The organism is Ensifer sp. LC11, from assembly GCF_001695835.1.
GTDB lineage: Bacteria > Pseudomonadota > Alphaproteobacteria > Rhizobiales > Rhizobiaceae > Ensifer.
Genome location: NZ_MBSO01000012.1, coordinates 457860 through 481238, shown reverse-complemented (window position 1 = coordinate 481238; position 23379 = coordinate 457860). Strand labels below are relative to the sequence as shown.

At 62.1% G+C, this 23379-nt stretch carries 25 protein-coding genes; 18 read left to right on the top strand and 7 right to left on the bottom strand.

The features are described from left to right. The first annotated feature begins 334 nt into the window (after window positions 1–334). The 3 genes from BBX50_RS10990 to BBX50_RS10980 all read left to right on the top strand — a co-directional run bounded on the left by BBX50_RS10990 (window position 335) and on the right by BBX50_RS10980 (window position 3608). Window positions 335–1447, top strand: coding sequence for a hypothetical protein (locus BBX50_RS10990; protein ID WP_065775330.1), 1113 nt, complete (start codon window positions 335–337; stop codon window positions 1445–1447). A gap of 624 nt (window positions 1448–2071) precedes the next feature. After that, window positions 2072–2749: a MerR family transcriptional regulator gene (locus BBX50_RS10985; protein WP_065775329.1), complete on the top strand. Its 678-nt coding sequence runs from the start codon at window positions 2072–2074 to the stop codon at window positions 2747–2749. A gap of 184 nt (window positions 2750–2933) precedes the next feature. Further along, a complete protein-coding gene (locus BBX50_RS10980) occupies window positions 2934–3608 on the top strand; it encodes an MnmC family methyltransferase (RefSeq protein WP_065775328.1) in 675 nt (224 codons plus the stop codon). A 22-nt stretch (window positions 3609–3630) separates the two neighbouring features. Here BBX50_RS10980 and BBX50_RS10975 read toward each other — a convergent pair whose 3' ends face one another. Together BBX50_RS10975 and BBX50_RS10970 are read right to left on the bottom strand one after the other, a co-directional pair. After that, window positions 3631–3984, bottom strand: coding sequence for a VOC family protein (locus BBX50_RS10975; RefSeq protein WP_065775327.1), 354 nt, complete (start codon window positions 3982–3984; stop codon window positions 3631–3633). Window positions 3985–4010: 26 nt separating this feature from the next. Then, window positions 4011–5138, bottom strand: coding sequence for an ATP-dependent RecD-like DNA helicase (locus BBX50_RS10970; protein WP_065775326.1), 1128 nt, complete (start codon window positions 5136–5138; stop codon window positions 4011–4013). 441 nt (window positions 5139–5579) lie between these two features. Here BBX50_RS10970 and BBX50_RS10965 point away from each other — a divergent pair, with 441 nt between their 5' ends. Together BBX50_RS10965 and BBX50_RS10960 are read left to right on the top strand one after the other, a co-directional pair. Then, complete coding sequence (locus tag BBX50_RS10965; protein ID WP_065775325.1) at window positions 5580–6674, top strand: AbrB family transcriptional regulator; 1095 nt, start codon at window positions 5580–5582, stop codon at window positions 6672–6674. Between the two features lie 86 nt (window positions 6675–6760). Continuing rightward, window positions 6761–7207: a hypothetical protein gene (locus BBX50_RS10960; RefSeq protein ID WP_065775324.1), complete on the top strand. Its 447-nt coding sequence runs from the start codon at window positions 6761–6763 to the stop codon at window positions 7205–7207. A 30-nt stretch (window positions 7208–7237) separates the two neighbouring features. Here the strand turns inward: BBX50_RS10960 and BBX50_RS10955 are convergent, their stop codons facing one another. Further along, window positions 7238–8128, bottom strand: a complete 891-nt coding sequence (locus tag BBX50_RS10955) for a LysR family transcriptional regulator (protein WP_065775323.1) — start codon at window positions 8126–8128, stop codon at window positions 7238–7240. Between the two features lie 204 nt (window positions 8129–8332). Between BBX50_RS10955 and BBX50_RS10950 the strand changes: the two genes are divergently transcribed. Beyond that, entirely contained in the window at window positions 8333–9112 is a 780-nt protein-coding gene (locus BBX50_RS10950; protein ID WP_065775322.1) for a 3-keto-5-aminohexanoate cleavage protein, read from the top strand. Window positions 9113–9238: 126 nt separating this feature from the next. Continuing rightward, window positions 9239–10222, top strand: coding sequence for a quinone oxidoreductase (locus BBX50_RS10945; RefSeq protein WP_065775321.1), 984 nt, complete (start codon window positions 9239–9241; stop codon window positions 10220–10222). A gap of 539 nt (window positions 10223–10761) precedes the next feature. On the opposite strand, the gene BBX50_RS10940 is transcribed toward BBX50_RS10945, so the two are convergent. After that, complete coding sequence (locus tag BBX50_RS10940; protein ID WP_065775320.1) at window positions 10762–11661, bottom strand: LysR family transcriptional regulator; 900 nt, start codon at window positions 11659–11661, stop codon at window positions 10762–10764. 113 nt (window positions 11662–11774) lie between these two features. Here BBX50_RS10940 and BBX50_RS10935 point away from each other — a divergent pair, with 113 nt between their 5' ends. The 6 genes from BBX50_RS10935 to BBX50_RS10915 all read left to right on the top strand — a co-directional run bounded on the left by BBX50_RS10935 (window position 11775) and on the right by BBX50_RS10915 (window position 16773). Then, window positions 11775–12857: a 4-oxalomesaconate tautomerase gene (locus BBX50_RS10935; RefSeq protein WP_065775319.1), complete on the top strand. Its 1083-nt coding sequence runs from the start codon at window positions 11775–11777 to the stop codon at window positions 12855–12857. Window positions 12858–12902: 45 nt separating this feature from the next. Next, window positions 12903–13904 (top strand): ABC transporter substrate-binding protein, encoded by a 1002-nt coding sequence (locus BBX50_RS10930; RefSeq protein ID WP_065775318.1) that lies wholly within the window; start codon window positions 12903–12905, stop codon window positions 13902–13904. Between the two features lie 12 nt (window positions 13905–13916). Continuing rightward, window positions 13917–14747 carry an ABC transporter ATP-binding protein gene (locus tag BBX50_RS10925; protein ID WP_065775317.1) on the top strand — a complete coding sequence of 277 codons (831 nt, stop codon included), beginning with the start codon at window positions 13917–13919 and terminating at the stop codon, window positions 14745–14747. Continuing rightward, complete coding sequence (locus BBX50_RS10920) at window positions 14731–15504, top strand: ABC transporter permease (RefSeq protein WP_065775316.1); 774 nt, start codon at window positions 14731–14733, stop codon at window positions 15502–15504. Before BBX50_RS10925 ends, BBX50_RS10920 begins: the two co-directional genes overlap by 17 nt. 251 nt (window positions 15505–15755) lie before the next feature. Then, complete coding sequence (locus tag BBX50_RS29805) at window positions 15756–15983, top strand: hypothetical protein (protein WP_139108446.1); 228 nt, start codon at window positions 15756–15758, stop codon at window positions 15981–15983. Window positions 15984–16338: 355 nt separating this feature from the next. After that, a complete protein-coding gene (locus BBX50_RS10915) occupies window positions 16339–16773 on the top strand; it encodes a helix-turn-helix domain-containing protein (RefSeq protein ID WP_065775315.1) in 435 nt (144 codons plus the stop codon). A 126-nt stretch (window positions 16774–16899) separates the two neighbouring features. Here the strand turns inward: BBX50_RS10915 and BBX50_RS10910 are convergent, their stop codons facing one another. Further along, complete coding sequence (locus BBX50_RS10910) at window positions 16900–17844, bottom strand: aromatic alcohol reductase (RefSeq protein ID WP_065775314.1); 945 nt, start codon at window positions 17842–17844, stop codon at window positions 16900–16902. 463 nt (window positions 17845–18307) lie between these two features. Between BBX50_RS10910 and BBX50_RS10905 the strand changes: the two genes are divergently transcribed. Genes BBX50_RS10905 through BBX50_RS10895 form a run of 3 tightly spaced genes read left to right on the top strand, consistent with a single transcriptional unit; the run spans window position 18308 to window position 20056 of the window. Then, on the top strand, window positions 18308–18682 hold the full coding sequence (locus BBX50_RS10905) for a hypothetical protein (RefSeq protein WP_065775313.1): 375 nt from the start codon (window positions 18308–18310) through the stop codon (window positions 18680–18682). Beyond that, complete coding sequence (locus BBX50_RS10900) at window positions 18666–19220, top strand: RNA polymerase sigma factor (protein ID WP_065775312.1); 555 nt, start codon at window positions 18666–18668, stop codon at window positions 19218–19220. The genes BBX50_RS10905 and BBX50_RS10900 overlap by 17 nt, the downstream gene beginning before the upstream one ends. Further along, entirely contained in the window at window positions 19217–20056 is an 840-nt protein-coding gene (locus tag BBX50_RS10895; protein WP_065775311.1) for an anti-sigma factor, read from the top strand. The genes BBX50_RS10900 and BBX50_RS10895 overlap by 4 nt, the downstream gene beginning before the upstream one ends. A gap of 186 nt (window positions 20057–20242) precedes the next feature. Here BBX50_RS10895 and BBX50_RS10890 read toward each other — a convergent pair whose 3' ends face one another. Both BBX50_RS10890 and BBX50_RS10885 read right to left on the bottom strand, forming a co-directional pair. After that, the gene (locus tag BBX50_RS10890; protein WP_065775310.1) at window positions 20243–20500 is read right to left on the bottom strand and encodes a hypothetical protein; all 258 of its coding nucleotides are present in this window, start codon (window positions 20498–20500) and stop codon (window positions 20243–20245) included. Window positions 20501–20846: 346 nt separating this feature from the next. Continuing rightward, window positions 20847–21482, bottom strand: a complete 636-nt coding sequence (locus tag BBX50_RS10885) for a TetR family transcriptional regulator (protein ID WP_065775449.1) — start codon at window positions 21480–21482, stop codon at window positions 20847–20849. Window positions 21483–21574: 92 nt separating this feature from the next. On the opposite strand from BBX50_RS10885, the gene BBX50_RS10880 reads away from it, so the two are divergent. Together BBX50_RS10880 and BBX50_RS10875 are read left to right on the top strand one after the other, a co-directional pair. Beyond that, on the top strand, window positions 21575–22228 hold the full coding sequence (locus BBX50_RS10880) for a class I SAM-dependent methyltransferase (protein ID WP_065775309.1): 654 nt from the start codon (window positions 21575–21577) through the stop codon (window positions 22226–22228). A 51-nt stretch (window positions 22229–22279) separates the two neighbouring features. Next, complete coding sequence (locus BBX50_RS10875) at window positions 22280–23170, top strand: SDR family oxidoreductase (RefSeq protein ID WP_065775308.1); 891 nt, start codon at window positions 22280–22282, stop codon at window positions 23168–23170. Window positions 23171–23379 lie beyond the last annotated feature (209 nt).

Genomic DNA, 23379 nt, shown 5'->3' with positions numbered 1-23379 from the left:
CGCGACGATTGCGCGCGGGTCGTTTGCCCGCCTTGTCTTGATCGAATCTTGACAATCGGCGTCTCTAATATGCAGGAAACTCAATCACAAAGGGCGCAACTTTTGCGCTGGCCGCAGGCTCGCTACAGGGCAGATGGCCGCCGCTACGATCTGTCACAGGGGCAACGGACGCAATTTTTACGTTTATTTCAGGAAAAACTCAAATTTGGCGAATACCACCCCTGACAACCACCTTTTTTGGCCTTAAGTTCCCGAATCAGATCGATTGGCCCTGGCCCGCGCCGCGATCGCCTTTCTTAGATTTTTAGATCCGATGACCCTGGAGCAAGCACCGATGACGACGGTCGAAAGACCCTGCGACGAGACGATACGGCGGACGCTCCGTCGCATCCTCGAAAGCAAGGCTTTCGCGCGATCCGAGCGCCTGAGAGCGTTCCTCGCCTATGTCGTCGAAAAGGAGATGATTGGCGAAGGCCATCAGCTCAAGGGCTACTCGATCGCCATCGACGTCTTCGACCGCCCCCAGGCCTTCAATGCCGACAGCGACCCGTTGGTGCGGGTGCACGCCGGCAAGTTGCGCAAGCTGCTCAAGGCCTTCTACGAGGGCGACGGCGCAGACGAAGAATGGCGCATCGCCATCCCCAAGGGGACCTATGTTCCGGAGTACCGCCATATGCGGACGGAAGTGGAACAGGCTTCCGCCCCGTCGACCCGCCAGCCGAAGCCGGCCAAGCGGCGCCTTGCCGGACACCGTCCGGCCTGGCCGCCGGCGCCGCTCTCCTCGCCGCTTTCGGTGCTGACCGTCCTGCCGCTTTTGCTCTTTGCGCCGATGCCCTCGCAGGAAATGACGCTGGACCTCGACGCCCAGGCAAAGCTCTTCAACGCCCGCCACGCCACCGAACGGGTCTTGCCTTCGGTGAACGTGAAGCTGAGCGGCGCCGAAAACGGGGACGCGAAAGCCTTTGCCACGGCACTGCGCCTTGCCGCCCAGCGCCACAAGACACTGGCGCGCGCCACCGACGGCGACACCGGCCGACCGGTCTCGCGCAACTCCGCCCTCTCCTTCACCGTGCAGGTCACCTGGTATGACGCGCCGGCGCAGGGCATCCGCGTGACCCTCTCCCACGACGGCGAGAACGTGCCGTTGCGCCAGGACTTCATCACCTGGAAACGGCTGGAGACCGAGCCGGACCTGCTGTTTGAAAGCATGTCGCTCGCCTCCGAACTGTTTTCGCTCGATGGCGAGATCTACCAGCACGCCCGTGAAGAGCAGGTCGAAAGCCCGCTCATGGGCTGCATGGCCTCTACCCAGCGCTATCGCCGGCACCTCACGCGCGGTGCCTTCGAGGAAGCCTGGTCCTGCCAGCAGAAACTCTCGCCGCTGCGCGGCGACGAGCCGCTCTTCATCCTCAGCGCCAACAGCCCGCTCAAGGTCATCGGGCACTAAGACGCCGTGCGTCCAGATGAACGCGCGAAGGACGCTTTGGCGCCTTGGTTCCAAAGCGCCTTCTCCCCTTTCAATGATCCCGCCCATCAAACGGGATGCCCTCAAGCGCCGCGCGTCTTGCCAGACGCGCAAAGGTTCCAGACGCGCAAAGGTCGCTGCAGCCCTTTGAATTGCGGCGTGTTTTTGCCGTCCTAACCGACGACGCCCAAAGGAAACAGGCAGCGGACGCCGCCTGGCGGGGCCGGTGGGTGCAGGTACCGCCGCGATCGACGGCCCACCATTTTAAAGACTGGTCATATTAGCGATTCGCATATACGGTGCACGCATGCGTTGGGAATGAGTGCCTGGTTGCTCGTCAGGCAAGCATCGCTGTCCTGAGTAAGCCGCGCTTGCGCCGCGGGATGCCCCAACCGAGCAGCAGGTATGGTCGTTGACGATCAACGAGTGCCTCACCGCGCGGATCCGTCCGCACCTTTGAGAGACCCGGCGATCGCCACCGTTTCCGGACGCGGATTGCGCGCGCCCTGGATCGATTTCGATTCAGGAAACTTTGCAGAAACAGCGTGCCGGATGGACGCGAGCGTGCCGGATGGACGCGCAGGCTGTAGACCGGGGACCAACGATATGCCGCGAGACCACTGGAAATACGAGGGCGTGCTGGCCGCGCCCGATCGCGTCGGCTTTCTGCCCAACTTGCCTCTTCCCCACCACGATCCCATGACCCCGCTTGCGATCGCCGATATGGCCGATGCCTTTGGCGTAACCCATCGCACCTTGCATTTCTACGAGGAGAAAGGCCTTCTGACCGCCGCCCGCATGGGGCCGATGCGGGTCTATGGCGAGGAACACATCCGCCGCATGGCCGTCATCAACGCCTGCCGCGAGATCGACATGCCCATTGCGGCGATCCTGGAACTGTTGACCGCCCTTGCCACCACCGCAGACCAGCCGGAGGCCGACCGATTGTTCCGCGAGGCGCTGTTGGCACGGCGCCGTGAGCTTGCCGCCCAACAGGCGAACCTGCGCCGTCAGATGCAGCGTATCACCGAGTTGCTCGAAACCGGCGATGCCGGCGGCGGCGAAACCGACGAGGACGGCCATATCCATCTCTCGCCGATCGAAAGCGAATGCCTGACCTTCATGGCGGACGGCTATCCGGCCCCGCGCATCGCCGGGCTGATGGACATGGATGTGGCGGCAGCGCTGACGCTCGAAGCCGGCATCATCCGCAAATTCGGCGCCAACAACCGCTTCCAGGCAATCGCCAAGGCGGTTCTCGCCGGCATGATCGCGGCGGAGTAACAGAACACCGGCGTCAAGGCGGCGCGTGCCATCCCTGCGCTCGCACGCGGAAAACGCCGCGTCGTGGGATGCTCTCTCCTGCAGCGGTACCCGTCTCGCCACAAATCTCTCTCTATCATCGCAATGTGGTGTCTTCGGCGCGCTCATGTTACGAGGCGCTGAAACGACACAAGTGAGAGACCCGATGCTTCCCTGGATAGAGCTGGACCGCGCAACCATTCCCGGCGACGGCGACGAGTTGCGCCTGAAGCAGCGCGGCCAGGAATTCTCGATCATGCTCGGCTCGACGGAGCTGATGAACAGCCGGCTGAGCGGCTCGGAAGAGGCGCTGGCGACGCTCGCCTACGAGCGGATCGCCGGCCGGAAGAACATGAGCATGCTGATCGGCGGTCTCGGCATGGGCTTTACCCTGCGTGCCGCCCTTGGCGTGCTGCCGCAGGATGCCCGTGTCGTCGTCGCCGAGCTCGTGCCTGCCGTCGTCGACTGGGCGCGCGGGCCGATGGCGGAGCTGCACAAGGGCACGCTCGACGATCCGCGGGTCGACATCCATATCGGCGATGTCGGTGCGCTGATCCGCGCGAAGACGGCCGCCTATGACGCCATCCTGCTGGACGTCGACAATGGCCCGGATGGCCTGACCCGTCCCTCCAACGACAGCCTCTACAGCCATACCGGGCTTCGCGCCGCCAAGGCGGCGCTGCGCGCCAACGGCGTGCTTGCCGTCTGGTCATCCGCACCGGACAGCGCCTTTACGCGCCGCCTGCGCGAGGTCGGCTTTGCCACCGACGAGGTCAACGTGCGCGCCAACGGCAAACGCGGCGGTGCCCGCCACGTGCTGTGGATGGCGACCAAACGATAGCAGGGCCGTTCGACGGTCACATCTAGCGGAACGCGCGGCTGGAAACCGAGATCGGATTGTCTGACGGATCCTTCGCATTGGCGAATTGATAGCCGTCGGCCTGGTGAATGGCCCCAAAGACCAGCCCGTCGGCAGCGCAGCGCTGACAAAAGGCCTCGACATCCCTGACATCGAATACCAGCTTGACCAACGATTGGCCGCGGCGCTGCCCCTTGGCCGCCGGGTGGATCATCAGGCTGGCGCCGCCCTCGCCTGAGATCAGCTCGACGATCCGGTCACCGGTCGCGCGCAATGCCTGAAAACCGAAGTGCTTCTCATAGAAGCTGACAGTCGCTTCCATGTCGTGGGCGTAAAGGATGATCCGGTTGTTCGGCAACGTCGCATCCTTTCCGGCAATGCCGTTCAGCGGACGATGGTCAGCCTCTCGGCCGCGCGGGTGATCGCCGTATAAAGCCAGCGCTCCCGGGTGTCACGGAAGGCCCAGCTTTCGTCAAACAGCACGACATTGTTCCATTGCGAGCCCTGCGACTTGTGCACCGTCAGGGCATAGCCGTAGTCGAACTCGTCGTAGCGCTTGCGCGTCGACCAGGGGATCTCGCTCTCGACGTCCTCGAAGGCGGCCTTCAGGAGCTTGATCTTGGCCGCGCCGCGATCCATGTCGTCGTCTTCGGGGCGGATCATCAGGTTGATGCCGGGCTTCACCGTCTCCTTCGACGAGCTCATCACCTGCCACAGCGAACCGTTGAGCAGGCCCTTGGCCGGGTCGTTCCTGAGGCAGACCAGCTTGTCGCCCGATTGCGGGTATTCGCTGGTAAAACCCTTGAGCTCGCGCAGCCGCTGGTTATAGCGGCGCCGGGTCTTGTTGGTGCCGACCAGCACCTGGTCGGCTTCCAGCACCAGTTCCTGGTTGACCTGCGAGCGGCCGATCACCTTCGTGGTACCGTAGTCGCCATGCATGATCTCGTTGCCTTCGCGCACCTGCATCGCCAGCTGGATGATCGGATTGTCGCGCGCCTGGCGATGGATGTCGGTCAGAAGGTAATCCGGCTCCTGATTGGTAAAGTAGCCGCCGCCCGAAACCGGTGGAAGCTGGCCGGGATCCCCCAGCACCAGGATCGGCGTGCCGAAGCTCATCAGGTCCTTGCCGAGCGCCTCGTCCACCATCGAGCATTCGTCGACGATGATCAGTGCGGCCTTGGCGACCGGGCTCTGGCGGTTGATGGAAAACATCGGCGCAATCGAGGTCTTGCCGGTTTCCTCGTCCGCCACCTCCTCCTCGCCCCGCGGGCGATAGATCAGCGAATGGATGGTCTTGGCGTTGCTCGCGCCCTTGGAGCGCAGCACCTGCGCGGCCTTGCCGGTAAAGGCGGCAAACAGCACGTCGCCATCGACATGCTCGGCGAAGTGCCGGGCAAGCGTGGTCTTGCCGGTGCCGGCATAGCCGAACAGCCGGAAGAGCGGCGAGCGGCCCTCTTTCAGCCATTGCGAAACGGCCTTCAGGGCCTCGTCCTGTTGCGGTGCAAATTGCATGAGGCTGAGTGTCAGGATTCGGGCGGCACACGCAAGCCCGGATTTGCAAGCCTTGCTGGCCGAGGAACAGGCCTGCACCGCGCCACGACGGCCGGTGCAGAAAATTTCAACGTGGAATCAATGTCGTGAACCGTCGCCACCGTTTTCGCCGCAGCCGATCCCGGCAGCGTTTGTTCACGTTTTTTTCTCATCAGCCATCGGGGTTCGTCGCGCGAAAGTGCCCCGGGTGCCGGGTAAGCCCTACCGTCGCTTCACTTGTGCGGCCGTTCCTGTGGCACTTTCTTGCCCTGCCCCTTGAATGCGGCTTGAATGCAACGCCGCATTGTTGCTAACGAGCGGGACGCGATGGCGCCATCGATCCTGCTGGCGAAGACCATCGCGCAATCCCGTTGGGGCCGGCCGCAAGCGGCCGCTCCCGCCTCTTCGGGATGATGCCGGAGAATGCCCGTGACGACCGACAAGCCCGCAGCCGCGCCCACTCCGGAGAAAGTCGGCATCGGACGGCTGGCGCCGTGGCTGCAATGGTGCCTGCTTTCGGCAATCTCGATCGTGCTTGCGTCGTTCTTCGAATTCATCGGCCTTCCCGCGGGCCTCTTGATGGGCCCGATGCTGGCCGCGGTGCTCGTCGGCATGAACGGCGGCACGATCCGCCTTCCCCGCCAGCTCTTCTTCTGCGTGCAGTTCATCCTGGCGATGATGATCGCCGGCGCCATGACGCCCGGCATGCTCGCCACCTTCTCCGGCAACTGGCCCTTGTTCCTGGGCGTCATCCTTTCGGTCATCGCCGTCAGCACGCTCTGCGGCTGGGTCATCACCCGCATGCGTATCCTGCCCGGCACCACGGCGATCTGGGGCTCTTCTGCCGGTGCTGCCTCGACGATGTTGCTGATGGCCGATGCCTATGGCGCCGATGCCCGCCTCGTCGCCTTCATGCAGTATCTGCGCGTGATCTTCGTCGCCAGCACCGCAACCGTCGTCGCGCATATGTGGGTCACCGGCGCTGAAGCCGAGCAGACCACGCACTGGTTCGCGCCGATCGACGGCTTGCGCTTCCTGGAGACGATCACCGTCGGGCTTGGCGCTGCCCTTGCCGGCCGCTTCCTGCGCGTGCCCGCCGGCGCCTTCCTGCTGCCCTTCCTCCTCGGCGCCGCGCTCAATGTCTCGGGCGTCATGACCACCGTGCTGCCGCAATGGCTGCTGGCGCTCTGTTTTGCGGCTCTCGGCTGGAACATCGGCCTGGGCTTTACCCGCCAGATCCTCATCCATGCGCGCCGCGCCCTGGTGCCGACGATCATTTCGATCATCGTGCTGATCTCCTTTTCCGGTCTGCTGGCCTTGCTCCTGATCAGGGTCGTCGGTATCGACCCGCTCACTGCCTATCTTGCGACCAGCCCCGGCGGGCTGGATTCGATCGCCGTCATCGCCGCCTCGAGCAATGTCGACCTCTCCTTCGTCATGGCGCTGCAGACCGCCCGCCTGCTGATCATCACCATGATCGGCCCGGCGCTCGCCCGCTTCGTCGCCGATCGGGCTTGAAGCTGGCCACCGGGGGATTGCGGGCCCGGCGTTTCTTCGCGAAAGTCGCACGGGCGCACTGGCTTGGCATTTCGGGAGAGCACCTCATGAAGACACTCAGGGTTTACGGCTCCCTCGAGACGGTGTTGCCGTTCGATCTGCGCGACTTCCTGCAGCTTCTGGCTCCCCTTTCTCTCACCGCCTCATGGAGAGTCTCGGCGGTCGATGCGGGGTATTCATGGTTCGATGCCACCGGTCCCGGTGGCGACGTCCTCGAGAAGATGGCCCGTTCTGGTGAAGCGGTCAGCGGCCGGGAGCTGGCCGCGGTGGCGCAGGACACGCTCCAGGTCATTTGGGGAGAGTTCTCCGGCTCCTTGCCGGCTATCTCTGACGAGCTCTGGGTCCGCATTCGCGCGATCGACAGCACGTTCTACGAAGTCACGACAGCCGACGAGACCGTCGTTGAAAAGATCGAAGCGACCTTCGATGGCGTCCGCCGCTTTGACGAGGTTTGGAAGCCGTTCCTTGGCGACGGCGATACCGCCGTTCCGTGAATCGCAGCACAGCGCGGGAGCGCTGTCCGCCTAATCGTTCCCGAACGGCGGCACCTTGAAACGTGCCAGCGCCACAGTGATCTCGTCCTTGACGAGCCGCACGCGCGGCAGGTCCGCCACCTGTTCGTGCACCAGCAGCCAGAGGTCGGAGACCAGCGGCGATGCGTCGGGCAGCAACGCGACGAAGCCGGCTGCCTCGGCGGCGAAGGCGGGCAGCACGGCAAGGCCGAGGCCGTTCCTCACCGCCGCCATCTGGGCACCAAACGATGTGAGGCGCATCGCCGGCTGCATGCCGGGGCACAGGGTTTCGAGCCAGGCCACCATGATCAGATAGCTCAGATCCTCGCTCCAGCCGACCACCCGGTGACGGTAGAGGTCGGCGGAGGTCGTGGGCACGCCATGGTGGGTCACGTAGTCCGGCGTGGCGTAGAGACCGAAAGCGAGCTGGCCCACCTTGCGCTGCCGATAATTACCCTGCTGCGGCCGCACCAGACGCAAGACGATATCGGCCTCTTCACCGACCAGCCGTACCGGGCGCACGCTCGAATGCATCTCGAGGCGGATTTCGGGATGGTCGTGCAGGAAACGCGCCAGTCCCGGCAGCAGCACCTCCTGCCCGAGCAGTTCAGGCACATCGATGCGAACGGCGCCGGCGAGATCGCTGTCCTTTTCCCGCGCCGTGCGTTCGAAGACGCGCATCTGGGCCTCGGCGCGTTCGGCCGGCGCCAGCAGGTCCTCGCCGGCCGCCGTCAGGTCGTAGCCGTCCCGATGCGGTCGGAAGAGCTTGACCTGCAGCGCCGCCTCCAGCGCCTCGATCCGGCGCGACACAGTCGATGCGCTGACGCTGAGACGGCCGGCCGCGGCACTCAGCGAGCGTGCATTGGCGACGGCCAGGAAGAACTTCAGATCATTCCAGTCCATAATGCTTTCCATTTTTGGAAAATCGGATTGCGGAAAGGTTTTCTCGACAGCTGCCGGAAAGCAAGGCAATTTTGCGCAAGGCCCGGCAGATCGAGCCATGATCCCGACGATTGATCCGGGCCATCATCGTCTTCTCGTTTGTTTTGGGCGCCGTTTGAATGGCGCCGAGGTCGTGGTTCAATCTGGAAAGAAAGGGCAGCCTCGATGATCGTTCAAGCTTGCATCAACGGTGCGCGACCGGATGACTTCCACCCGCGCCTTCCCACGACAATCGATGCCATCGCCGACGATGCCGCATCGGTGGTCGCCGCCGGCGCCGCGGAACTGCACGTGCATCCCCGGGGTGCCGACGTGCATCCCCGGGGTGCCGACGTGCATCCCCGTGGTGGCGATGGGAAGGAAAGCCTCGCCGCCGTCAGCGATACGGTTGCAGCGATCCGCCGCGCCTGCCCCGGAACGCTGGTCGGCGTCTCGACGGGCGCCTGGATCGAAGGCGATCCGGAGCGAACGCGACAGGCTATCCGCCAGTGGCACGTGCTGCCGGACTATGCGTCCGTGAACCTGTCGGAGAGCGACGCACCTGCCGTCATGCAATTGCTCCGGGAGAAAGGCGTTGGCATCGAAGCCGGCCTGGCGTCCGTCGCCGATGCGGAACGTTTCGTCAGCCTCAATGACCACGGCCGGGTGCTTCGCGTGCTGATCGAACTTGACCACGAACAGGGCTTCCCACTGGCGCGCGAGACTTTCAACGGCATTGTCGACGTCCTGGCGCGCGCCAAGGTCAGCCGCCCCATTCTCCTGCACGGTTTCGACGGAACCGTCTGGCCATTCGTCGAGCTGGCGCGCGAGCGGTTCTACACGACCCGTGTGGGCCTGGAAGACGGAAAGCATCTGCCTGACGGAACGGTCGCGCGCGACAATGCCGCGCTCGTCGCCGCGGCAGTCGGGATCTTCCAGCGCCCGGGCGGCGCGGCGCGGAAATGACCTGAAGACCCTCGATCCCATCCATAAATAGCTTTCCGTTTTTGCAAAACCGAGTTGCAGCAAGGCTTCTCGGCCTCGTCGAAAGCCGGGCGAATTTCGGCCCGCCAGCGAAAAAGAGAGAACATCATGACAACAGAGACACAGGCCTTCCGCTTTTCCGAATTTGGCGCATCCGAGGTGCTCGATTTTAAGACCCGACAACTTCCCGATCCGGCGCCGGGCGAAATTCAGATCCGCCATCTCGCGATCGGCGTGAACTACATCGACATCTATCACCGCCGGGGTACCGCACCCCTGCCCCTGCCGAGCGGCATCGGCGTCGAGGGTGTCGGCGTGATCACGGCGCTTGGCGACGGGGTCGCGGGCTTTGCCGTCGGCGCGCGCGTCGCCTATGTCGGCGGCCCACCCGGCGCCTATGCCACCCATCGCAACCTGCCCGCCGCCCGGGCGCTCGCTTTGCCCGAGGACCTGGACAGCCGGGAGGTCGCAGCGCTCGTCTTCAAGGGACTGACCGTCGAGTATCTGATCCACCGCTGCTTTGAGGTAAAGCGCGGCGACACGGTGCTCTTCCATGCGGCCGCCGGCGGCGTCGGCTCGATTGCCTGCCAATGGCTGAGCCACATCGGCGCGACAGTCATCGGCACGGTCAGCTCCATTGAGAAGGCCGAGATCGCCAGAGCCAATGGCTGCCGCCACGTCATCCTCTACACACAGGAGGATTTTCAGGCACGGGTTGGCGAGATCACCGACGGCAAGGGTGTCGACGTCGTCTACGATTCCGTTGGCGCCGAAACCTTTGCCAGATCGCTTGATTGCCTGCGCCCGCGCGGCATGCTGGTCTCCTTCGGCGCCTCCTCCGGCCCGGTGCCGCCGCTTGACGTTTCCGCGCTTTCTGCAAAGGGCTCGCTCTATGTCACCCGTCCCTCGATCGCGCATTACACCGCCGATCGGGCAGAATACGAGGCCGCGGCACGGAACCTGTTTGCAGCAATCGGGGCCGGCGTCATCAAGGCCGCCGGCATCACCACCTATCCGCTCTCCAAAGCCGGCAAGGCGCATGAGGACCTGGAAGCGAGGCGCACGACGGGATCCGTCGTCCTTCTGCCTTGACGGGTATTGCGCGCCCGCAGGCGGCCGCCCTCCCATTGAGCCGCTTCCGACCGAGGCGGCTCTACCCGTACCGAGGCGGCTCTGCGGTACTAGGTAGCAAATGCTACCAACGGCCGCTTCCGGCCCAGAGCTGCCGTTCCCCGGTGTCAGATCGAACGGCAGCAATGGGTGGAGGGCGGAAGTTGGACGCTTGAGCATTTAACGGCGGCTATGCGGCCGGTAACGACATCACAGTTGTCCCAGATCACCAATATGAGGGCTATCGATGTCAGACCGCGATCTATGCGGCGCGAGCGGCAAAGGTTAGTGCGAACGCGTCGCGCATGGCCCGTGCGTCGGGGGAACTGCTGTCTTCTGCGTTTACCGTGCCCCCCCTGAAGACACAGGCCCGGTACCGCATGATGGCCACCCAAGAGATCATTCTCGAAAAGATGACGCAAGGCATCTGGACGGTGACGGGCCGATATCCTTGAGCCCATCTGGCGGACACCCGCAGAAAGCTCGAAGGGAAGCCCGGCTTTGTTGAACCTCGAGTCCCTTCAAACACTTCCCCATGCGCCCATCAGCATCTCGAGAAATCTCTCCGCTGCCGGCGACAACGTGCCGCCGCGTCGGCGGACCACGCCAATGGTACGCGATATCTCGGGATCGCCGATCGGGCGTGTGATCAAGAACGGATGGTCACCCTGCGGGGTCGCCATGCGCGGTAGGACTGAAATTCCGAGGCCGGCCTCCACCAGACCAAGCGAGGTGGACAGATGGGTCACTTCGTAGAACCAACGAAGCTTGATGTTCGATTTTGCCAGAGCTGCGTCGAGCAAGGTTCTGTTGCCGCTCGATCGATGGACGGTGATCAGGTGGTAAGGCTCGAGGTCCGCCCAGCCGACTGAGGGTTTGGCGGCAAGCGGGTGGTCCTTGCGCGCTGCCAACACGAAAGGATCTTCCACCAGCCGGTCAAAGATCAGGTCCGGATCCGATGTGCCCATGATATTTATGCCGAACTCCACCTCGCCGCGTGCCACAGCCTGGAGGCCGTCGGTCGCCGGCAGGTCGAGGATGCGAAAGCGGATGTTCGGATACTCCTCGTTGAACTGGCGAATGACGGTCGGCAGAAAGTAGAATGCTGCGGTCGGGAGGCATGCGATCGTGACCAATCCGCCTCGATTGGCACCAATATCGCGTACGGCGAACAAGGAGCCGTCGAATTCCTCTAACATGCGTCGGACAAGCGGAACGAGTTCTGTGCCGAGGGCAGTCGCCGACACATGTCTCGTCGTGCGCTCCAGGAGCGGTGCTCCGATCGCCTGTTCGAGCTTTTGGATCCGGCGGCTCAACGCCGGCTGCGACAAGTGCAGCGCCTCGGCGGCGCGATGAAAGCTCTCCAGCTCTACAACGCTTAGAAAACCTCGAAGATCAAGGATCTCACAATTAATGTTCATCGTGCATCAATTCCACGATTCTTAGCATTTCACAAATCAACCGTGATTCCGATAATTGGATCAAACGAGCCGATTGATACGGCGATGACATAAATCCGACGGAAGCACAAGTGATGAACGATCTCCTGGCGATCCCTTGCGTTCTAATGAGAGGCGGCACCTCGAAGGGGCCGTTCTTCCTGGCAAGCGATCTGCCCGCGGCTGCCGGGCCGCGTGACAAGATCCTACTGTCCGTCATGGGCTCGGGTCACCCGCTGCAGATCGATGGCATCGGTGGCGGCAATCCGGTCACGAGCAAGGTAGCCATCGTCGGGCCAGCCAGCATTGCTGGCGCCGATGTGGATTATCTCTTTGCCCAGGTGCGGGTCGACCAACAGATTGTCGATACCTCCCCGAACTGCGGCAACATGCTGGCTGCGGTCGGCCCGTTTGCCATCGAAGCTGGACTTGTCCCGGTCCGGGGAGAAACGACGCTCGTCCGGATTCATAACGTCAACACCAGGAAGCTGATCGAGGCCGAAGTTCCCACTCCAAACGGCAGCGTCTCCTATCTGGGTGAAGCTACAATTGACGGTGTGCCCGGCCGTGCAGCGCCGATTGCATTGACCTTCATGGACGCAGCGGGCGCTCGTACCGGGCAGCTCTTTCCCACTGGCACGCCAGTCGACTTGATCGATGGTGTGGCTGTCACCTGCATCGACTGTGCAATGCCGATGATATTGATCGAGGCAGACTCGATCGGCGCAAGCGGCTTCGAGTCAGCGACTGAACTCAATGCTGATAGGGAACTGCTGGGCCGGCTGGAAAAGCTGCGCATCGCTGCCGGCGAACGGATGGGCCTTGGAGACGTGCGCAATCAGGTAACGCCGAAGCCGGTGCTCATTTCCCGACCAAGGTCGGGAGGCGACATCAGCGTACGGTATTTCATGCCTCATCAATGTCATCCGTCGCTCGCAACCACGGGCGCCGTCGGGATCGCCACAGCCTGTATCAATGAAGGCACCGTTGCTTCCCTTCTCGTCGGCACGCGCAAACCGCCGGTGGTACTTTCGATTGAGCACCCGAGCGGCCACCTGGACGTCAAGCTGTATGACAGGGACGGCAAGGTCGTCGCCGGAATCCTTCGCACCGCCCGCCGGTTATTCGAAGGACATGTATTTGCAAAACCTGTCGCGCAAATGGGTTGCGCGGCATAATGATCGTGGCCGCCGGGAGGGCGCCACCAACAGGAGGAGAATATCATGCGCAAGCTCATGCTCGCCCTCGCGGCAACCGTCGTGTTTGCCGGTACCGCGTTCGCGGATCCGGTCCGCATCAGCGTCGGCTCTTACAATCTCAATAACCTTCCCTTTCCGGTCGCCCAGGGGCTCGGCCTCTATGAAAAGGAAGGCCTGGAGGTGACCGTCGAAAACTTCGCATCGGGCGGGTCGAAGACGCTTCAGGCACTTGTTGCCGGCTCGACGGACATCGCCGTCGGCTTTTACGACCATACGATCCAGATGCAGTCGCAGAAGAAGGCTGTCGTGGCGTTCGTGCAGCTCGCCCGCAATTCCGGGCTCGTGCTGGCTGGCGGCAAGGACAGCACTTTCGACCCTGCAAAACCGGAAACGATCAAAGGTGCGAAAGTCGGAATCACCTCGCCAGGCTCGTCTTCCGATTTCTTCGTCCGCTATTACCTGCAGCGCAACGGCTTGTCCGCGGACGACGTCTCGCTGATCGGCGTTGGCTCCGGGTCTGCCGCCGTCGCGGCCCTTGAACAGGGCAAGGTCGATCTCCTCGTCAACTACGACCCGGCAGCGACCTTCATCGAGGCCAAGGGCGTCGGCAAGATCCTGATCGACGGGCGCAGCGACGAGGGTGCCAAGGCGATCTATGGCGGGATTTACCCAACCTCCGTCCTCTATGCCACACAGAGCTATATCGCGGAAAATCCGGAAACCATCCAGAAGGTCACGAATGCAACGGTCAAAGCGCTCGCGTGGATGAATAGCCACTCCGCCGAAGAGATCGTCGACAAGCTCCCGAAGGAGTTCATCTCCGGGGATCGCGACACCTACGTCAAGGCGGTCGAGAACGCGAAGGCGATCTTCTCGAAGGACGGGCGTATCAACGAGGAAGATATCAAGACACCGCTCGCCGTCTTGAAGAGCTTCAACGAAAAAGTCGCCGCGGCTGAAATCGACCTGACGAAAACTTACACGAACGAGTTCGTCGGCAAGGCCCCGAACGTCGCCGCCAACTGACAGGAGGAGGTCATGGCATTGGCCGTAGTAAAAACCGCACCCCCGACGGATAGTCCGCATCAGGCGAAGCCGATGGTTTCCATGGACTCGGTCACCATGTCCTTCGGCGCCTATGTGGCCGTGCAGGATGTGAATCTGAGCGTTGCCGACGGCGAGTTTCTCGCGATCGTAGGGCCGACCGGCTGCGGCAAGAGCACCATTCTTAATGCTATTGCCGGCCTGCTGAAGCCCGCGAACGGTACCGTCGCGATTGACGGTCAGCCGGTACGCGGGGTCCAGAATGATATTGGCTATCTGTTCCAGCAGGATGCACTGCTTCCTTGGAAGACTGCGCTGGAGAACGTGGAACTTGGCCCCTTGTTCAAGGGTACAGGCGCCGCCGAACGGCGACAACAGTCGATGAAGTGGTTGGCGAAGGTTGGCCTGAAGGGCTTCGAGCATCGCTACCCCCATCAGCTTTCCGGCGGTCAGCGCAAGCGCGTCCAGATGGCGCAGGCGCTGATTACAGGCCCCAAGGTCATCCTGATGGATGAGCCCTTTTCGGCACTCGACATCCATACCCGCCACCTGATGCAGAACGAGCTATTGCGGCTTTGGCAGGAGGAACGGCGCGCCGTAGTGATGATTACCCACGACCTTGAGGAGGCAATTGCTCTCGGAGATCGGGTCGTGGTGCTTGCCGCCGGACCGCGCTCGCGCGTGATCGACAGCTTCCCCGTCGATCTCGAACGCCCACGCGATGTCGCTGAAATCAAGCTCGATCCACGGTTCATGGATCTTTACCGCAACATCTGGTCATCGCTGCGCGGCGAAGTGGAGAAAAGCTATGAACGCCATGACTGAACGCCTCATCCAAGTCGTGCTGCTGGTGGCAATTGTCGGCGGCTGGCAGATCGGTGTCACGGCCGGCGTCATCGACGTCTTCTTTTTCCCGGCTCCGGCCGACATCTTCAACCAGGTGGTGTCCTGGGTGGTGGACGCCAGCTTCTATAACCATGTGGCCATCACCCTGACGGAAACCGTGCTGGGCTACGTGGTCGGAACGGCGCTTGGCGTGGCAGCAGGCGTCTGGCTCGGTCTCAGCCGCTCGGCCGCGCGCATTCTGGACCCCTTCATCAAGGGCCTGAACGCGATTCCCCGTGTCGTGCTTGCGCCGATCTTCGTACTCTGGCTCGGCCTCGGGCTGTGGTCCAAAGTGGCGCTGGCGGTGACGCTGGTGTTCTTCGTCACCTTCTTCAACGCGATGCAGGGCGTTCGCGAAGTGAACCCGGTGGTGCTGTCGAACGCCCGCATACTGGGTGCCAAACGCTCGGACCTGCTCCGCCACGTCTACTTCCCGGCGGCGGCGAGCTGGATACTCTCTTCCCTGCGTACATCGGTCGGCTTTGCCGTTGTCGGGGCGATCATCGGCGAATACCTCGGCTCCTCCGCCGGGCTTGGCTATCTGATCGCTCAGGCGGAAGGCAATTTCGATGCAGTCGGGGTCTTTGCAGGTATCTTCATCCTAGCGATCTTTGTCCTGATCATCGACAGTATCCTGGACGTCGCCGAGAAGCATCTCATCAAGTGGCGACCGAGCGCTTCCGAACGCCCTGCTTGAAGCGGATCTTTGGCCTGGCACTCATCGAACCTATCGACGCGCGTTCTCCCTTTTGGTCACGAAGGGAGAACGCTTGCCCCCGCTCGCGAGCTGCGTCTGCCTGTCACCGTTGTCGTTGCGCTGCACTCGCTAGTCTAATGTTCAACGGCCGGATGGGACGACTGTCCGCGCAGGGACCACTCTGATCGCCATGGATGAGAGCCCGACGAAGTGTGCTGGAACGGTTGCGTGGGCTGAGTTCAGGATGGCAGATGAGGGATCTCGTTCCCGCCACGCGGCGTCTGCTCACTAATTATGGCGATAGGGCGGTCTCGCTGGGCGCCGTTAAAGACCGCTTTGCACCACTACCGGATTTTCAATGCGCTATCGGCGTATGCCGGCTTTGGGTCGAAACGAGCCATGCGCCGACCGGCCTGCTGATGTCGCCTTCACGCAAAGCGGAAGAATTTGCCTCTGACAAATTGGGTCCCCAGCTTTGAGCGATCGTAGATTGCGGCATCGGCATCGCGCGAAGCTGCGGCAGCCGGCGCGGAAAAGGCAGCATGCAGTTGTAAAACCAGCGGAATTTTTTTGGGGCGATCGTCAGATCAGAAAGGGGCGTTATCGTGGAATTCAGCCACTGGCGAAAGTTGTCGATGCGAAAAGCGAGCTGCCTCAGATGTCTTTCACGCTTCTATTCATTTAGACGTTCTTTTCGTTACATCGCCTTCGCTTATCGGACCACATGTGGAATTCCCGCTGAACTCTCTTAAATTCCCGACCGTCCGACGAGACGAGTGGAATATACCGGGAAGGCTGTAAGACAAAACGAAGCGCATACCAGAGGCAAAAGTAATGACTAGAGAAGAAATCCTTAGCTACTCTCAAGCAGTTTGCGATGGACTTCGCGAGGATGAAGACGGAGTGAGACGTGAGGTTCTGACCCACGCGGGAAACAGGTGGTCGCTTGGCGTCATTCACACCCTGGGCGTTTACGGCAGGCTTCGGCACGCAGATATTGGAAGACGGATGCATGGCGTCACTCAGCGGATGCTAACTCGCACCCTACGCCAACTCGAAAGAGATGGCCTCGTCACGCGCCACGATCTCGTAGAGATGCCACCGCGGGTAGAATACGAACTAACAGAATTGGGAATGGGTCTTCTCGTTCGTATGATTCCGCTGTGGACATGGGTCGTCGAGAATTCGGAGCAGTTTCGAAAGTCCCGCGAGGACTTTGATTCCCGTCCGCCAGAGAAGCCGTCCTGGCAGACGTCTTGGCAACCCTGACACAGACGCCGTCGCTCCGTGATTGCCATCGTAAAAGACCCGCCGCTGCTGAAGATGGAGTTTGTGACAAAGGTTGACGGGAGAAAGCGAGATTATCGCGCTCCCCCATCGCACCTTTAAGCCCCGTTACTTGGCCGTCAGGTTCGCGTTGATCCAATCGGAAACATCCGTGACCTTGATGCCTTCTCGTACGTTGAAAGTGCCGGCCTTGTCCCATGCCATGCCTCGCCCGATACCAAAGGCCGCTCGGTACTTGCGCATCATGTTTTGGGGATCGTTTGCCAGTTCTTCCATAAGGACCGGAACAGTCCATTCGGACCGGCTGAAGGGTCGGTTTAATCCCGCCTCCAGCTTGTCCGCAAGCTCGCCATAGGTGATGGTATCTCCGGCTAGGAAGACAATCTCGTTGGTGATGGTCGGCTCGTAGAACACGATTTCAGCGGTGAGCACGCCGATGTCGTCAGGCGTCGTCAGCGTGACAGCGTTATCGAAGCTACCAAGGGCATTGACCGCGTTTTTCTCCAGATCAACGACACCGAACTCCGGCTCGAACAGATAGCTCATGAACATGCCGGTGGAGATGATGACCCATTCGGTCTTGTGCTGCGAGCGAAGCAGTTCACGGACATCAAGCTGCGCGTCGAAGATGTCCTGCGGACCACCTCGACCGATCGCTTCGAAATCAACACCGAACTGCCACGGGAAATAGCGCGGAATTCCTGACTGCAAAGCGGCCTTTGCCAGCTTCATCGGTGTGTTGATCCCAGCCGCATAGCCCGTGCAGCCAATTACGGTGTCATACTGCGAGAACAGAGATGCCAACTCGTCAACTGAGCTCCTCACCAAATCGCCCACGACTATCTCGATCCCCAAATCGCGAATTTCAGCGATGTCGCGCTGCTTGGCTGGTGAGTCAGACTCTACGGCGCTGGCGCGCAACAAGACGCTTATCGTTGCACCGTCAATGTCCTTTGCGCGACGGGCCAGATTGCGCAGGACCGGCATGCCGAGTTCTCCAGCACCCAGCACGAGGATATTCCGTGACTTCACGTTGGAAGCTGTTTGATTCATAGTTTTCAATCCTTCAAAAATTCGATGTCGCCACTACTTGGCAAGGTGGGAGCATGAAGAAAAGAAGGCACACGGATGATACTGCAGCAAAACTGAGGGCGGGCAAGCACGAAGCCGATCGGCGGATGTGATGTCCGCTGTTGGCGCAAAGCGGTCGCCGAGCACGACCACCGACTGGTGGCATTTGCTACAGAATTCCGCGGCTCTGCCCGCCTCGCGTGCGCCAAGGCTCACCCGGTACAGGACGTCCGGAGGCGTGCGCAACGACCACCAGTTTTCCGGGAATAAATCCTGACCTTGCGGTGTCTCATGGTCGGATCTGCACGATGCGGCTCTCGCGGAACGGGACGAGGAGGCATTCGTCCGCTTCTGCCGTCAAACCGTCTTGGGCCACCATCTTGAGGCCCAGCCATCTTGAGGCCAACCATCTTGAGGCCAACCATCTTGAGGAAGGACAATTGCCATGAGAACGTTTCCATTGACGATCGCCATGCTGCTCGCCGCCAGCGCTACGGCATTCGCCGCGCCGCCGGTCAAGGAAGTCGAATCGGCCAAAGGCAAGGTGCTCGCAGCCGAAAACGGCATGACGCTCTACACCTACAAGGACGACCATGGTGGCGCTTCCACATGCTACGACACCTGCGCCAAGAACTGGCCACCCTTCATGGCTGAAGCCAGCGCCAAGGCCGAAGGCGCCTATACGATCGTTGACCGCAAGGACGGGAGCAAGCAATGGGCCAAGGACGGCATGCCGCTCTACTTCTTCGTCAAGGACAAGAAGATGGGTGACATCACCGGTGACGGCGTGAAGGGCGAATGGGATGTCGCAAAGCCGTAATGGCGGAAATGCGGATGCGGGGGCTGAAAACCCCGCATCCGACCGGTTTGAAGAGGATGTGCTGGCGCTGGTGCCGGCGCTGAGGCGCTATGCGCGCAGCCTCGTGCGCTCGGACCCGGATGGCGAGGACCTGTTGCAGGATTGCGTGGAGAAGGTGCTTTCGCGCCGCGGGCAATGGCGTGGCGTCAACCTGCGCGCCTGGGCCTTCACCATCATGACCAATCTTGGCCGCAACCGGCACCGGTATCTCGCCATGCATCCGCAGGTGGCGCTCGACGAGGATCTGGGGCTTGAGGCCGAAAACCGCGAGAGCGACCCGCTTGCCCGCTCGCGGCTGGAGCGGGCGCTGAACGGGCTTTCGCCTGAGAACCGTTCGGTGCTGATGCTCGTGGTGATCGAAGGCTATCGCTATCAGGACGTGGCCGAGATGATGGCCATTCCGATCGGCACCGTGATGTCGCGGCTGTCGCGCGCCCGGCACCAGCTTGCCGAAGCCATGAAGGACGACAATGTGATCAGCATGCGGAGACCGAAATGACGGAAGATTTGAACACCGTCTCCGAAGACGACCTGCACGCCTATGTCGACGGCTTCCTGAGCCCGCGGGAGCGGGTGCGGATCGAGCAATGGCTCGAACAGAACCCAGCGCGGGCCGAAGAGGTCAGGCAATGGCGGGCGCAGGCGGTCGAGCTTCGGTCACTCTTTGCAGGCTACGCCCGCAGCGACGCCGGCGACCGCGCGCTGCTGTCGAGCAGCCGCAACAATGAAGGGCCCAAGCAAGGCCGCGACCAGGGCGCACGATCGACGACCAGCTTCATTCGGGCCATCGCCGCCGGTCTCGCGCTCTTTGTCGCCGGCGGGCTCACCGGCCTTTATGCCCCCTCCCTGCTGCCTTCCGATCGCAGTACCCGGCCGATGGAAACGGCCGACAGCCTGCCCCGCCAGGCCCAGTCGGCCTTCCTGGTCTATGCGAGCGAAGTGCGCCACGCGGTCGAGGTCGGCGCCGATGAGCAGAGCCATCTCGCCACCTGGCTCGGCAAGCGCCTCGACCATCCGTTGACGATCCCCGATCTCTCGACGCTTGGCTTCTCGCTGGTCGGCGGAAGGCTGCTGCCAGTCAACGGCAAGGCGGGCGCGATGTTCATGTATGAGGATGGAACCGGCCGGCGGCTGACGGTTCTTCTTGGCCGCAACGACGACAACCGCGAAACCAGCTTCCGCATCGAGGAAAGCAACGGCGTCGAGACCTTCTACTGGATCGACGGCCCGATCGGCTACGCCGTCACCGGCGAAGTGCCGCGCGCGCTGCTGCAACAGGTAGCCGACGAGTGCTACCGCCAGTTCGAAAAGAGTGAGGCAACGAAGAGCTCATGACTGGTGGGAATAGCCGGGATTTGCCGGCAAGAGGCGGCGCCTTTCAATTCAACGCCGTACACGACAAGGCCTGAGTACGACAGGAACTGACGGCCGAGCGCGGAACGGTTTGACAGGTAGAACCGTTAGAATCGTCCTCGGCGGGCCTGCCTCGCATCACGAGGCTCACCTTCTGAAGGTCCATGCTCAATCATCGTCACCGTGATAACGGTCACGACGGCGGGGCCACTCGTTGGCGTCGCCACCGTGCCAATCGTCGCGGTACACCCGACGGCGAACGTAGCGTTCGCAATAGCCGTCTTCACAATAAGTCTCAACGATCCGCTCGCGCACGACGCCGTTGTTGGACGAACTGTTCGAGCTCGTATTCGAGGATTGGCTGCCAGCATGCGCCACGCCGGCCGTCATCGCCGCAACGGCAAATAGGACAAGCTTCATACGCATCGCTCTCTCCTTCGGTCGCCATCATCTTCCGCCATCACGCCTGAACTGTCGATGAACGGATCGGTACGGCAGCGCCGCGTCTTCTCACACGCGAAAAGGCCGCTGTAAATTTTGGAATTGTTGCATGTTTTCGTCCTTGGATCGTCAACGATTTAAGGACGGTCCGACAGGCACAAGGCACCCTATTGTAGCGGATCGATCTCGGGTTAGAGGGGCTTGGGTGGATGTCGTTTAGAAGTGCTTGGAAGAATATGAACTGGCTGGCGGTCGCTGGCGGCCTTAACTTACGTGACCGAAGGATCTCGGCACCGAAATCTCGGGAACGTTCGCCGTTCCCGGGGCAGCCTCATGTGCTTGCGCCATGTGCGCGCAGATAGGCGCAGAACATGTCGGCCATCGCATCCGCGTAGGCCTCGATCTCGTCATCGGTGCGCGGCGCTGCTGAAAAGTCCTTCCCGACCGTGGTCATCGTCGTCATCACCAGGTCACCGGCGAGGTCCCGGCCGCTGGCCGGCACCCTTGGTAGAAGCTCCCGCATGAACTGATCGATGAGCGGATCATTGGCCTCCTTTGCCTCATGGGCCTCGGGGGCGTCTCGATAAAGCGGGGCAGCGTCGCTCAAGGCGCCGCGAACCGCGGCTTCCTCGCATTCGGACCTGACGAAGGCGTGAACCAAGGACCGAAGGCGATCAAGCGGCGGCCGGGATCGGTCGCTGAGGATTTCGGCGAGCAGGCCTGACGTCTGCCGCCACTCGTCGCTTTGAAGGCGGAACAGGATTGCCCCCTTGTTGGGAAAGTACTGGTACAGCGAGCCGACGCTGACGCCCGCCCGTTCCGCCACCCGGGCAGTGGTAAATCGCTGCGCGCCCTCCTCTTCCAAAACCTGAACAGCCGCCTGAAGAATGGCCCTCACCAGCTCATTCGACCGGGCCTGCTTTGGCATTTTTCTTGAAGAAATACGGACACTTGGTTTGTCGGTCATCCGGTTGGCCTGCAATGCGATTAGCGAATGCGACGAATTATTCGTATTTTCATCCTCGAAAGCAAGTCACGCCCAACAGGAGGGAATTTCCGATGACAACGCTCACCAGCCAACCTCTCTCAGGCCTTCTCGATCGCCTGTTCGAAGAGGCCAACACTGCGACCAGCCCTGCCATGGGGAACCTGTCACTGGAGGAGTGCGACCGTCTGATGCACAGCAAGACGGAGTATCGCCATCTCTACGGGCTGATCAGAGATCTGTGGCTTCCGGTATCACGCGAGACCGGCAACCTCCTCTACATGCTGGCACGCTCCAGCCGCGCCCGCACGATCGTCGAGTTCGGAACGTCCTTTGGCATTTCGACGCTCTTCCTGGCCGCAGCGCTGCGCGACAACGGCGGCGGCCAACTGATCACGAGCGAGTTCGAACCATCCAAGGTTGTCCGGGCGGGACAGAACCTCGCCGACGGCGGTCTCATCGACCTCGTCGAGATCCGCGAAGGCGATGCGCTGACGACCTTCGCCGACCTTCCTGACGCGATCGACCTGGTGCTGCTGGATGGAGCGAAGTCGATCTACCTCGACGTCTTCAAACTGATCGAGCCGCGATTGCGCCCGGGCGCCCTGATCATTGCCGACGACGCCGACAATTGCCCTGAATATCTCGACTACATCCGCTCAGCCCCGCGCACATTCCTGTCGACGTCGTTTGCGGACGACATCGACGTGACGATGCGCCTGGCCTGATCGGGCCTGAACTCACGGTCCGCCTAGGCGGTCCCCTCAAGGAGAACATCAATGCACGTATTTGTAACGGGTGCGACCGGCTGGGTCGGATCCGCCGTGGTCAAGGATCTGATCGAAGCGGGGCACACGGTTTCCGGACTTGCGCGCTCGAAGCACAAGGCGATTGAACTGGCGGCAATGGGTGCCACGATCGTCGAAGGCGATCTCGAGGACGCCGCAGTCCTTAAGCAGGCCGCACGGAACGCGGATGCCATCATCCATACGGCCTTCAAGCACGACTTCGTCCATGGGGCCTTCGACCAGGACTTTTCCGGTTTCATGGAGAGTGCGGCCCAGGATCAACGCGTCATCGAATTCTTAGGCGAGGTGCTTGCCGGGTCGGATCGCCCGCTGCTCGTCACCTCCGGTCTCGCTGGCCTGCCGCGCGGCGCGACCGAAGCCGAGCTTCCGAATGTCGGGGCGCCACGCAAGTCTGAGACGGCCGCCCGTGCCGTCGCCGATCGCGGCGTTCGTGCGGCAACGGTCCGTCTTGCTCCCTCCGTCCATGGGCTGGGCGATTACGGCTTCATCGCCGTCCTCGCGCGCCTGGCGCGGCAGACAGGTGTCTCGGCCTATCTGGAAGACGGCGCGAATTGCTGGTCGGGCGTCTACCGTCATGATGCCGCGCGGGTCTATCGCCTTGCGCTGGAAAGCGGCACGACCGAGAGCGTCTATCATGCCGTGGCGGACGAAGCGGTACCGTTCAGGTCGATCGCCGAAATCGTCGGCCGTCACCTCGGCCTGCCCGTCGAAGCCCGCCCACGCGAACATTTCGGCTGGTTTGCAGGTATGGCGGGCGGCAACATGGCCGCGTCGAGCGCCCGTACCCGCGCCCTGCTCGGGTGGAGCCCCGTTGGTCCCGATCTGCTTTCCGATCTGGACCAGGCGGCCTATTACGGCTGAAAGGGGAATTTTCGGATGGTCGCTTCACGCAGTGTGATGTGGCGCAGCGATTGCCCCTCATCCGGCCTGCCTGCCACCTCCTCCCCGCACGCGGGGAGAAGGATACGCGTGGCAACCGCTCGTTACCGGTCAACGGCCCACGCTCTGCTTGCCCGCTTGCGGACAGTCAACGCCGACTGATGAGGCAGCCGCCCGGCTCGTCCCTTCTC